Here is a 12,202-nt window from a genome sequence, read left to right on the forward strand (position 1 = left end):
CACTTTGACCATCCGGAGCCCCCGCGCAAGAGGGCATGTTCGCGATCCTCCCGGATTAAAGACGGAAAGGGGAGTTGGCGACGGTCTATCGGGCGTCAATAGTGGGGCTGATATGGTTACCAATTCGCTTCACACAATTGGCCGAAAGATTACCGGCTCATGAACTCTTGGTCGTGGTTAGCGCAGCTACAACCAGGAGAAGGGGGTCGTGTCCCCGGCCGACCGGTATTCGCGGCAATTCGATACCGTTTTCATTCCATTGCAGCGAGTGCGGGGGTGGAAGCCGTTCCGCGTCCTCTGCCATCAAATCGACGACGAGGCCGATCCGTGCCTCGGACACGTAGTCGCAGGAGCGGATGCCGAGCCCGCGAATCTCGATCAGGCCGGCCAGGGCGGGGGCGGGGCTGACCCACATTTCTCCGCCACGTGTGGCGAGATGAACACGGTCGTCGCCGACCAGAACGGCCGGCGGGATCTGTCCCGCGCGCCCGGCCAGAATCAAACCGAACGCCAGGCGTGATTTGCCGGAGCCCGAGGGACCGCGAACCAGCACGGCCAGATCTCCCACCTTGACGGCCGACGCATGGACGCTCGCCGATACGGTGGTCACGACGCCGGCAGCCGGACGATGAAACGTGCGCCCGCCGCGGTCGGATTGCCATCGGCATCGACCGGGCCGGGCCGGTTCTCGGCCCAGATCCGCCCGCCATGGGCATCGATGATCTGCTTGGAAATCGACAGCCCGAGGCCCGAATTCTGGCCGAAGCCCTGGTGTGGGCGGTCGGTGTAGAAGCGCTCGAAGATCCGCAGCAGCGCGTCTTCGCGGATGCCCGGGCCGTCATCATCGACCGTGATCTCGATCTCGGAACGCACGCGCCGGCAGGTGATGCGCACCTTGCCGCCGGCGGCCGAGAACGATTGCGCGTTCGACAGCAGGTTGGAAATGACCTGGCCGAGCCGCGAATCATGGCCCGGCACCGAGAAGGTGTCGTTGACGCCGCGGCCCTCGAACCGGACCTCGACGGCGACGTCGGTTCCGAGCTTGGTCTCGTTGGCGACCGAGGTCAGCGTGTTCAGCAGCCGGCGCAGATCGACCAGCGTCATGTCCTGGCGCTGCAGCTCGGCGTCGAGCCGGCTGGCGTCGGAGATATCCGAGATCAGCCGGTCGAGCCGTTTCACGTCGTGCTCGATTACCGCAAGCAGCCGCGCGCGGCTGTTGTCGTTGCGCGCCAGCGGCAGCGTCTCGACCGCCGAGCGCAGCGAGGTCAGCGGGTTCTTGAGCTCGTGGGCGACGTCGGCGGCGAACATCTCGATCGCCTCGATGCGGTTGTAGAGGGCGTCGGTCATGTCGCGCAGCGCGCGCGAGAGATGCCCGATCTCGTCGCGGCGGCGGGTGAAGTCGGGAATCTCGACGCGGGTCTTGATGCGGCGGCGGACGCGCTCGGCACTGTCGGCGAGCCGGCGCACCGGACCTGCGATGGTGCTGGCGAGCAGCAGCGACAGCACGATCATCACGGCGGAGGCGACGCCGCCGACCTTGAGGATGGCGAGCCGCTCGGCGGTGACCATCTGGTCGATGTCGTCGCCCTGGGTCGACAGCATCAGCGCGCCGTGGATGGTGCGCGAGCGCTGCACCGACACCGCGACCGAGACGATGACCTCGCCGCGCGAATTGACCCGGACCATGCTACGCTTCTGGCCCTTCAGCGCGTCGGACACTTCCTCGTAGCCGTTGCCGTTCTCGGGGCCGTATTCGCGGTAGAGCGGCAGATCGCCGCGATTGAGCCAGGTGCGCACCGAGATCAGCGCGCGCTCGACGAAGCCCGGCTTCTCGTTCGACGGCGGCGGCAGGTCGAACTTCAGCACATTCTCAAGATTGCGGCTGTCGAGCAGCAGGCCGCCATTGGGATCGTAGATTCGCGCCCGCGTCTTGGTCGGCGAGATCAGCGTGCGCAGCACCGGCGCGACGCGTTCCGGATTGATCGGGAAATCGAGCGGCGAATATTCGTCCGGCGCGCCGTAGCTCTCGCCGGGCTTGAGGTCGAGCAGGCGCTCCGGATCGATGGTGATGGTGTTGGTCTGCACCGTCGCCGAGGCGGCGATGGCGCCGGCGATGATCTCGGCCTGGACCAGCAGGCTCTGCGCCCGCGCATCGATCAGGCCGGCGCGAAATTGCGAAAGATAGAGGATGCTCGCAACCAGAGCGAGCAGGCCGGCGATGTTCAGCGAGACGATGCGGCGGGTGAGGCTCGAGAACGACAGCGCGAACAGGAACTGCCCGGCGCGGCGCAGCCAGCCCAGCGGCCGCTGCCAGCCGGAGACCTGCGGGGTCTCGTCCGCCACCTCGGAGGCGATCGACGCCGTGGGGGTCTCGGCGCTCAATCCCGGGTCAGGATGGGTGCGATCGAGCAATGTGAGTGCTCCGCTTCCGAACTTCGCAGGGCATGTGCGGCGGGCCCCTGTGAGAACTTCAAATTCGCCGCACCCGAATTCGCCGCAACAATCGCCCCGTTCCGGCATCTGCGCTCGAACACACGCGCAGGCGTCGCAGTCTACCCAATCCCCGACGCGACGTCAGTGCGCAATTTCGCATGACGTCGCCAGAGTAACGCTTCAGGTTTCCTTGAAGCGGTAGCCGACGCCGTAGAGCGTCTCGATCATCTCGAATTCCTCGTCGACCATCTTGAACTTCTTGCGCAGCCGCTTGATGTGGCTGTCGATGGTGCGGTCGTCGACATAGACCTGGTCGTCATAGGCCGCGTCCATCAGCGCGTTGCGGCTCTTGACCACGCCCGGACGCTGCGCCAGAGCCTGCAGGATCAGGAATTCTGTCACGGTCAGCGTGACCGGCTCGTTCTTCCAGGTGCAGGTGTGGCGCTCCGGATCCATGCGCAGCAGGCCGCGATCGAGCGCCTTGGCGTCGTTCTCCTTCGGCAGCGCCGTCGGATCCTTGGGCTGCGAACGGCGCAGCACGGCCTTGACGCGCTCGACCAGCAGCCGCTGCGAGAATGGTTTGCGGATGAAGTCGTCCGCGCCCATCTTGAGGCCGAACAGCTCGTCGATCTCCTCGTCCTTGGACGTCAGGAAGATCACGGGCAGGTCGGACTTCTGCCGCAGCCGCCGCAACGTCTCCATGCCGTCCATGCGCGGCATCTTGATGTCGAGGATGGCGAGGTCAGGCTGGCTGGTCCGGAAACCGTCGAGCGCCGATGCACCATCGGTATAGGTCATGATGCGATAGCCTTCAGCCTCGAGCGCGATCGAGACGGATGTCAGAATGTTACGGTCGTCATCGACCAAGGCGATTGTGGGCATGAGCCTGCTTTCAGAGTCTGGTTAGCCGAGACTGCGAGAATTCAGATAAGGGCCGCATATTTGGGCTTCGAACATGGTCAACGAGCAATGCAAGCTGGGCTGAAGTGTGACCGAGTTCCACAAATACCATGGCAAAGTCTTGTGCCCCGCCCAAGTTTGTGGCCCGTTTAGCCGAAAAAAGGCCTTCATTGCAACAGGATGGACGAAGGAAAGACGATGCCTGCGAGCTTTAACCCTAACCGCGTCGCGCATTCTCTGCTGCGAAGAAGCCGGCAGGGCGCACTTGCAACGTTGATGAACGGTACAGGTGATCCCTACTGCTCTCTGGTCAACGTTGCGTCCGCGCCCGATGGTGCTCCGATCATGCTGATCTCACGACTCGCCGTGCATACGAAGAACGCGCTCGCGGATCCACGCGTGTCGCTGATGCTCGATGAGCGCGCGCCCGGAGATCCGTTGGAAGGTGCGCGGATCATGCTGTCGGGACAGGCCGAGCAGGCAACTGATGAGAATCGCGACACGCTGCGCCGTCGGTATCTCAATGCGCATCCGTCGGCGAGCGACTACGCGGATTTCGCCGACTTCTCGTTCTTCCTCATTCGTCCGTCGGGCACGCATCTCGTCGCGGGATTCGGCCGCATCGTCGATCTCGCCCCGGAGCAGTTTCTGACCGACGTGTCGGATGCGGCCGAACTGCTCGCAGCCGAGCAGGGCGCCGTCGATCACATGAATGAAGATCATCGCGACGCGCTCGGGCTCTATGCGACCCGGCTGCTCGGCGCCGAGCCGGCAGAGTGGCGCTGCAGCGGCTGCGATCCGGACGGGCTCGATCTGATGGCCGACCGCAGAACGTTGCGGCTCGATTTTCCCGAGCGGGTCACCACGCCCGGCCGCCTGCGCAAGATGCTGGTCCGGCTCGCCGACGAGGCAAGGGCGAAGGATGATTAGTTCGCTCGATCGATGATCTCCCGATCTTGCGCGCACCATGATGAAAGTGCGCTCTCTTCCCGTTCGTCACGCGGGCGGGACGAGCTTCGCTCGTCGAGCGATGGCGGACGAGGTGAGCCCTGCGCTGCTGGGTCGTACAACGAATCTGAACCTAGAGGGCCGCTAGCGTTTGCGATTCGCTCCGTGGCCCGGCAGAGATTCTGACCACCCCGCCTGCAAGCGCGTGGCAATCGCGATCGGGGGGGCACCCGGGTGACGACCGCGCCGCTCCAGGCTGTCCTCGAGGTCGCGTCCAGCGCGCTCCACCCGGATCACATATTTCGCAAAGCGGGATCTCGCGGTCGGCAACGTCAGGGCGATCACCGTCGCGGCCGAATCGAGGAACGCCGCAACCCGGGTGACGGTGGATACGTTTCGCGGACTCGCGGACGGCTCGGCGATCGGTCGCAGCGGTGCGCCGCGGCAGACATGCTGGCATGTTCGACGATCGACCTTCACCTGACAGCGCGTATCCTTCGCTTGGGGCCACATTCACGCCGACCCGTGAAGTGTAAAGCGCTGATATATCTATTGCGATGCAGCATGCATAATGGGCGCATGCAATTGCCATCGGAATGTGCACTGCGCGGCAAGGATGAGCTACGCGCATCAGCGTCGGCCAATAACCAATTCGGCCGGATCGTCTTGGCAAGACCTGCGTTGATCAGTATTAGGTCCATCGACCGCGCTTCGGAGAGGCGATGTAAACGGTAACGGTCACCGCGCGACGCGCCACGAAATTCGCGCGCAATTGATGCGGGTTCTCAGGAGGGACTTTCGTGCAAGAGACGGGTATTCGCAACGGTGCCTTCGGTGCCGACAAGTTCGGCTTAACGAATCTCAAGCAGCTGCATTGGAATCTCGGCGCTCCCCAGCTCTATCAATATTCGTTGGCGGCGGGCGAGGCGGTGCTGTCTGCCGACGGGGCGCTGTGCGCGGATACTGGCGAGTTCACCGGTCGCAGCCCGAAGGACAAGTTCACGGTCCGCGACGCCTCCACCGAGAAGATGTGGTGGGCCGGCAACCAGGCGATCACGCCTGAGCAGTTCGAGGCGCTGTATCAGGACTTCATCACGCACGCCGAAGGCAAGACCCTGTTTGCGCAGGATCTTTATGGCGGCGCCGATCCGACTTTCCGGATCAAGACGCGCGTCTTCACCGAGCTGGCCTGGCATTCGCTGTTCATCCGGACGCTGCTGATCCGCCCGCAAACCATCGAGCTCGACACCTTCGTGCCGGAGCTGACCATCATCGACATGCCGAGCTTCCGCGCCGACCCGAAACGCCACGGCGTGCGCTCGCAGAACGTCGTCGCCATCGATTTTGCCCGCAAGATCGTCCTGATCGGCGGGTCTTACTATGCCGGCGAGATGAAGAAGAGCGTGTTCACGACGCTCAACTACTATCTGCCCGGGCGCGGCGTGATGCCGATGCACTGCTCGGCCAATGTCGGCCCGAAGGGCGATACCGCGATCTTCTTCGGCCTGTCCGGCACCGGCAAGACCACGCTGTCGGCTGATCCAAACCGCACCTTGATCGGTGACGACGAGCACGGCTGGGGTCCGTCCGGCGTGTTCAATTTCGAGGGCGGCTGCTACGCCAAGTGCATCAAGCTGTCGCAGGACGCCGAGCCGCAGATCTTCGCGGCGTCGAGCCGGTTCGGCGCGGTGCTCGAGAACGTCGTCCTCGACGAGGACAGCCGCGTTCCCGATTTCGACGACGGCTCCAAGACCGAGAACACCCGCTCGGCCTATCCGCTCGACTACATCCCGAACGCCTCGCGCACCGGCCGTGCGCCGCATCCGAAGAACGTCGTGATGCTCGCCGCCGACGCCTTCGGCGTGCTGCCGCCGATCGCAAAGCTGACGCCGGCGCAGGCGATGTATCACTTCCTGTCCGGCTATACCGCGAAGGTCGCGGGCACCGAGCGCGGCCTCGGCAACGAGCCGCAGCCGGAATTCTCGACCTGCTTCGGCTCGCCGTTCCTGCCGCTCGACCCCTCGGTCTACGGCAACATGCTGCGGCAGCTGATCGCCGACCACAATGTCGATTGCTGGCTGGTCAACACCGGCTGGACCGGCGGCAAGTACGGTACCGGCTCGCGCATGCCGATCAAGGTGACGCGCGCGCTGTTGACCGCGGCGCTCGACGGCTCGCTTCGCAATGTCGAATTCCGCACCGACAAATATTTCGGCTTCGCGGTGCCGACAGCGCTGCCGGGCGTGCCGAGCGAGATCCTCGATCCGGTCAACACCTGGAAGGACAAGGCCGAGTTCGACAAGACCGCGCGTGCGCTGGTCGGCATGTTCCAGAAGAACTTTGCCAAGTTCGAAGCCCAGGTCGATGCCGACGTCCGCGCCGCCGCGCCGGACCTGAAGCTGGCCGCCGAGTAAGGGTTGTTAACGCCTAAGGGTCATTCGCTGTGCGGCTGTCCCTCTCGGCTACGCGTCAAGCGCCTGGCCGCGGTCGCGCAACATCCACCGCTGTCGTCCCGGCGAACGCCGGGACCCATAACCACAGGACGGCGTGGTGAGGCATGCAGGTAGCTCCAGCCTTCGCCAAATTCGATACGGTGGCTATGGGTCCCGGCTCAGGCCGGGACGACACCGACGTTGTTGAAGCGCCCTGGGCCTTCACGCCTTGAAATAAGCGATCTGCGTCGTCGTCGCGAGCAGCCGGCCGGAGGGCGACCACAGCTCGCCATGCTGGTCCTGGTAGCTGCGGTTGAAAACCTTGGCGTCCGCCGTTGCCAGCACATGCGTGATGTCCTCGGCCGCGAGCTCCCCGCGGCTGACGTGGAAATAGGTCGTCAGCGACACCGTGCCGAACGGGATCAGCTCGCCACGGACGTGGAACGCACGGCCGAAAAAGGCGTCGGACATCGACAGCAGCGACAGGCAATCGAGCTTGCGCGGCTTGCGGTCGGAGATCCAGAGCCGTGAATAGGCGCTGCGCGGTTGGTCCGACGCGCTACCGAGCTCGGGACGCCCTTCCACGAAGCGGAAATCGTACTGTTTGGTCCAGGACATTCCGGCATCGGGATAGCGTTTGACCTGATCGAACGGCGGCGCGTCGGGCTTGACGGCCGGCTGGTGCGACCATGAAGGCCGCCGCTCGGCGAAGACGGCGGTGGCGAGCGTCGCGGCCTCCGCGTTGCCCTGGCTCAGCTCCACGCACCAATGCTGGGAGGAGCGATTCGCCTTCACCAGCCGCACGTCGAGATCGAACGGTCCCTCCGCGACCGGCGCGCAGTAGTTCACGGTCACCGCCAGCGGATCGCCTTGAATCTGCGGATGCTCGATCAGCGCCCGCAGCACGGTCGCCGCGGTGGCGCCGCCGAACGGGCCGACAAAGGCCCAGTAGTCCGGGCTGGTCCGGCCCTGCCAGCGGCTGTCGCCAGCGGTGACGCGGGTGGCCACGTCGAACAAATGGGTTGGCGGCGGCTCGCTCATGCATTCCTCCCGGCGACCATCGTATGATGGTGGTCAGGAGAAAAGCAATTCAAGGCGGTCGCAATGACGTCACGGGTCATTGATGACCGCGAAAAGACAGGCGTCGTTCATGCCCGCTGGGCATGCACCGGCGCTGCAGCGACCGGGCCGGTCGGCACATTCCAGATATCGTCGGCATATTCGCGGATGGTGCGGTCCGAGGAGAACCACGCCATGCGCGCGACGTTGAGGATCGAGGCGCGGGTCCAGGCCGGCTCGGACTGCCAGCGGGCATCGACGCCGCGCTGGGCCGCGTAGTAGGAATCGAAATCGGCCGAGACCATGTAGTGGTCGAGATGGCGCAGCGCATGCGCGATCGGCTCGAATCGCCCGGGCTCGCCGGGAGAGAACGCGCCGGTCGCGATCGCATCGATGGCGCGCGCCAGCCGCGGCGAGCGGTGGATGATATCGGTGGCGTCGAGGCCCTGCTTGCGGCGGAGCATGACGTCGCCGGCCTCCATGCCGAAGATGGCGATGTTGTCGGCGCCGACATTGTCGCGGATCTCGATGTTGGCGCCGTCGAGCGTGCCGATGGTGATGGCGCCGTTGAGCGCCAGCTTCATGTTGCCGGTGCCGGACGCCTCCATGCCGGCGGTCGAGATCTGCTCGGACAGGTCGGCGGCGGGAATGATCGTCTCCGCCAGGCTGACATTGTAGTCGGCCATGAACACGACCTTGAGCCGTCCGTCGATGGCGGGATCGTTGTTGACGACCTCGGCGACGTCGTTGATCAGCTTGATGATCAGCTTGGCGTAGCGGTAGCTCGCGGCCGCCTTGCCGGCGAAGATCTTCACCCGCGGTACCCAGTTGGCCTGCGGGTCGTCCTTGATGTCCTGGTACAGCGCTACAGCCTCGATGATGTTGAGCAGCTGCCGCTTGTATTCATGGATGCGCTTGATCTGCACGTCGAACAGCGCGCTAGGGTCGAGGCGGATGTTCATGCGCTCGCCGATCAGGCGTGCGAGCTGCACCTTGTTGTGATGCTTCGCGGCGCGGAACTTCTGGTGGAAGGCACCGTCGGCGACGTAGCTCTCGAGGCTGGAGAGCAGGGTCGGATCGTCGACGATGGCGTCGCCGCAAGCCTCGCGCAGCAGGCTGGTCAGCTTCGGATTGGCCAAGGTCAGCCAGCGGCGGAAGGTGATGCCGTTGGTCTTGTTGGTGATGCGGCCGGGATAGAGATGGTTGAGATCGTGGAACACGGTCTCCTTCATCAGATCCGAATGCATCGCCGAGACGCCGTTGATGCGGTGCGAGCCGACGAAGGCGAGCTGGCCCATGCGCACGCGGCGGCCGCTCTTCTCGTCGATCAGGGACACCGAGGCGCGATAGTCGATGTCGCCCGGCGCGCGCTGCTCGGCGAGCGCGAGATGCTGCGCATTGATGCGGTAGATGATCTCGAGATGCCGCGGCAGCAGCCGCTCGAACAGTTCGACCGGCCAGGTCTCCAGCGCTTCCGGCAGCAGCGTGTGGTTGGTGTAGGACAATGTTGCGACGGTGATCTTCCAGGCTTCGTCCCAGCGAAAATTGTGCAGGTCGATCAGGATGCGCATCAGCTCGGCGACCGCGAGCGAGGGATGGGTGTCGTTGAGCTGCACGGCGGCCTTCTGCGACAGGCTGCGCAGCTGGCCGTCGGAGCCGAGATGGCGCTTGACGAGATCCTGCAGCGAGGCCGAGACGAAGAAGTACTCCTGGCGCAGCCGCAGCTCGCGTCCGGCCGGGCTCTCGTCATTGGGATAGAGGAATTTGCAGATCGCCTCGGCACGCGCTTCCTCGGCCGAAGCGCCGAGATAGTCGCCGGAGTTGAACACGTCGAGCTTGAGTGGATCGGGCGAGCGCGCCGACCACAGCCGCAGCGCGTTGACGTGCTGGCCGCGCCAGCCGACGATCGGCGTGTCATAGGCCACCGCCTGCACGGTCTCGCCGGGATGCCAGACGGCGCGGGCGCGGCCCTTGTCGTCGACATGCTCGACGCCGCCGCCGAAATGGACGTGATAGACCACTTCGGGGCGCTGGAATTCCCACGGGTTGCCGAACGACAGCCAGACGTCCGGATATTCGTGCTGCCAGCCGTCGACGATCACCTGCCGGAACAGGCCGAAATCATAGCGGATGCCGTAGCCGATCGCCGGGATCTGCACGGTCGACATGCTCTCCATGAAGCAGGCCGCGAGCCGCCCGAGGCCGCCATTGCCGAGCGCGGCGTCCGGTTCGCATTTGCGCAAATCCATCAGGCCGACGCCGAGATCGCCGAGGGCGGTCTCGAACACCTTCATCAGGCCCATGTTGTTGAGCGCGTCGGTGAACAGCCGGCCGATCAGGAATTCGAGGCTGAGGTAATAGACGCGCTTGCGCCCGGCGTCGTAGCTCTCCTTGTCCGCCGTCAGCCAGCGATGCACGATGCGGTCGCGCAAGGTCAGCGCGGCGGCGTGGTACCAGTCCTGCTGCGTCGCCTGGCTCGCTTCCTTGCCGATCGCAAGCCTGAGCTTGGCCAGGACGTCGCTCTTGATCTCCGCCACCGCCAATTCGTCGACGGGCTGGCCGGTGCTTACGAAGCTGCGCTGGGACGGCTGATCTGTCACCTTGGAAAACCTGTGATGCTACGAGGAACCGGTAAAAAGCATACGATGGTTGGACGCGGATCGAAACCCGGGGAAGGACCGATCCGCGCAGGTGATGTAAAATTATGCAAGGTTCGGGCCGGGTTCCGACAACGTGGAGCCGCATGGTGCACATGCTTGTGGCCGAACTGCAGTCGTTCACCCCAGCGAATTTCGCGATCGAGTCTGACCGGCCGAATGGCAACAGGGGCGGCTCCACATCCGCTGAAGGGGGATGGACAATCGGCGCGGAACAAATTAAGAACAATTTAGCAGGCGATCGTTATCTCTGTTGCGATTCGATCCGCTCACACCGGCATCAGTGCATCCCGCGAGGACACCATGTCCACCATCGCCTTCGATCCCTTGGCCCTGACGCGTATTGCCGATTTCGCGCGTACCCTCACGCGGCTGCACAAGATGGCGCGGCGGCGGGCCGTCGACGATGACCAGATCGACCGCGAGTTCAACGCGGTCTGCATGTCGGTCTGGGGCTACACCACCGACGACATCTCGGACGATCTGTTCTCGGCCACCGACCATACTTTCCTCGATGGCCTGGACGAGGCGCGAGCGCGCATCTTCGCCGCCGAGCAGGGTTACGATCTGGTCGACGACGAGGGCATGCTAAGCGACTGGTGGGGCTTCTGCTGGATGATCCTGGCCGAAAAGCGCGGCCTGCTGACGCCCGACAACCGCGCCGCCGCGCGCGCGGCGATCGAGGACAAATATCTGACCGCGCCCAACGTCATCGGCGTCATCGTCGGGCGCTGACCCATCATCGACGCGGGAAGCGGAGCGATTCGGCGTGTCTCAGGGCTCCGGGGCCGGCGCGCTTCGCCGAGCCCTTCACGTGACCGCGCGGCTCGCAGCGGCGCGCGGCGAACTCAATCGACGTCCGCGCGCTTGCCGCGGCTCGTGACCGGTTTCGGTGCGATCGTCATCGGCGGCGCGACGCCGGCATTGATCTCGTGCGGCGGCAGGGCGGCCTGCGCATCGGCTGCCAGCATCTCGGCGCGGACCGGCGCCACCTTCATCTCGCTCAGCCGTGCCCGCGTATCGGAGTTCAGCCCGGGATAGGACGCGACCGGCTTGAAGTCGGCCGGCTGGCCGCCGCTGCCGCGCACACCGGAATAGGCGACGAGCCCGTCGCTGGTGGCGACCACGTCGCCGGACCGCAGCGAGGTGTCGAGCGACAGGTCGACCGGCGCGAGGCCAGCCGGATCGCGGCCGTTGCAGGTGCAGTCGGCGCGCAGCGCCTGGCGGTAGGCGAACGCGTTCTCGCTATCGGCATAGCGCTCGCCGTTGGCCGCGGTGGCGTAGTCGATGTTGGCGCCGAAATAGATCCTGGTCGGGCTGGCCGGGCAGAACGCCTGGCACATCTGCGCCGGCGAGGCGAGGCCGCGCGTCAGCGGGAAATAGTGGCCGTCGCAGGTGCGCACGCAGAACGCCGCGCCCGATCCGCTGGCGGCCGCGCGCGGCTGCGGCGCGGCCTGCGGATTGGTGCCGAACGGATCGGCGAAGAAGCCGCCCTGCGGTGCTGCTCGCTGCGAGGCCGGCTTGGCAAAGCCGCCGAACAGGAAGTCGAAAAGGCCCTGCGCCGATGCCATGTGCGGCGTCAGCGCGATCGATGCGGCCATGCCGATCATGGTCGCGACGGCGACGCGGCGGGGCACCCGCCGAAACGACAACACGTGACGCAACGCTCACTCCATCGCCATCGCCAAGATATTCACCGCAAACGCCCGGCCCGGACGCGACCGATCCGCGCGATCATGCGCGAACGAGCCGGCCATGCCCACGGCACGGCGG

Annotated in this window: 9 protein-coding genes; 3 read left to right on the plus strand and 6 right to left on the minus strand. The window is 65.2% G+C overall.

What is annotated here, in order from left to right; all coding sequences use genetic code 11:
* Window positions 1-157 precede the first annotated feature (157 nt).
* The 3 genes from ACQR1B_RS02540 to ACQR1B_RS02550 all read right to left on the minus strand — a co-directional run bounded on the left by ACQR1B_RS02540 (window position 158) and on the right by ACQR1B_RS02550 (window position 3,315).
* Window positions 158-610 carry an HPr kinase/phosphorylase gene (locus ACQR1B_RS02540; RefSeq protein ID WP_434831392.1) on the minus strand — a complete coding sequence of 151 codons (453 nt, stop codon included), beginning with the start codon at window positions 608-610 and terminating at the stop codon, window positions 158-160.
* Entirely contained in the window at window positions 607-2,412 is a 1,806-nt protein-coding gene (locus tag ACQR1B_RS02545; protein ID WP_434831391.1) for a stimulus-sensing domain-containing protein, read from the minus strand. The genes ACQR1B_RS02540 and ACQR1B_RS02545 overlap by 4 nt, the downstream gene beginning before the upstream one ends.
* 201 nt (window positions 2,413-2,613) lie before the next feature.
* Window positions 2,614-3,315: a response regulator transcription factor gene (locus ACQR1B_RS02550; protein WP_006611449.1), complete on the minus strand. Its 702-nt coding sequence runs from the start codon at window positions 3,313-3,315 to the stop codon at window positions 2,614-2,616.
* 216 nt (window positions 3,316-3,531) lie between these two features.
* On the opposite strand from ACQR1B_RS02550, the gene ACQR1B_RS02555 reads away from it, so the two are divergent.
* Together ACQR1B_RS02555 and ACQR1B_RS02560 are read left to right on the plus strand one after the other, a co-directional pair.
* Window positions 3,532-4,263 carry a HugZ family protein gene (locus ACQR1B_RS02555; RefSeq protein ID WP_434831390.1) on the plus strand — a complete coding sequence of 244 codons (732 nt, stop codon included), beginning with the start codon at window positions 3,532-3,534 and terminating at the stop codon, window positions 4,261-4,263.
* Between the two features lie 818 nt (window positions 4,264-5,081).
* On the plus strand, window positions 5,082-6,695 hold the full coding sequence (locus ACQR1B_RS02560) for a phosphoenolpyruvate carboxykinase (protein ID WP_434831389.1): 1,614 nt from the start codon (window positions 5,082-5,084) through the stop codon (window positions 6,693-6,695).
* A gap of 240 nt (window positions 6,696-6,935) precedes the next feature.
* On the opposite strand, the gene ACQR1B_RS02565 is transcribed toward ACQR1B_RS02560, so the two are convergent.
* Window positions 6,936-7,754 (minus strand): acyl-CoA thioesterase, encoded by an 819-nt coding sequence (locus ACQR1B_RS02565; RefSeq protein WP_434831388.1) that lies wholly within the window; start codon window positions 7,752-7,754, stop codon window positions 6,936-6,938.
* 107 nt (window positions 7,755-7,861) lie between these two features.
* Window positions 7,862-10,372, minus strand: a complete 2,511-nt coding sequence (locus ACQR1B_RS02570; protein WP_434831387.1) for a glycogen/starch/alpha-glucan phosphorylase — start codon at window positions 10,370-10,372, stop codon at window positions 7,862-7,864.
* Between the two features lie 360 nt (window positions 10,373-10,732).
* Here ACQR1B_RS02570 and ACQR1B_RS02575 point away from each other — a divergent pair, with 360 nt between their 5' ends.
* Window positions 10,733-11,164, plus strand: coding sequence for a hypothetical protein (locus tag ACQR1B_RS02575; protein WP_434831386.1), 432 nt, complete (start codon window positions 10,733-10,735; stop codon window positions 11,162-11,164).
* A gap of 113 nt (window positions 11,165-11,277) precedes the next feature.
* Here ACQR1B_RS02575 and ACQR1B_RS02580 read toward each other — a convergent pair whose 3' ends face one another.
* Complete coding sequence (locus ACQR1B_RS02580) at window positions 11,278-12,093, minus strand: DUF2865 domain-containing protein (RefSeq protein ID WP_434831385.1); 816 nt, start codon at window positions 12,091-12,093, stop codon at window positions 11,278-11,280.
* Between the last annotated feature and the right edge of the window lie 109 nt (window positions 12,094-12,202).

Source organism: Bradyrhizobium oligotrophicum (assembly GCF_051168495.1).
Taxonomy (GTDB): Bacteria; Pseudomonadota; Alphaproteobacteria; order Rhizobiales; family Xanthobacteraceae; genus Bradyrhizobium; species Bradyrhizobium oligotrophicum_A.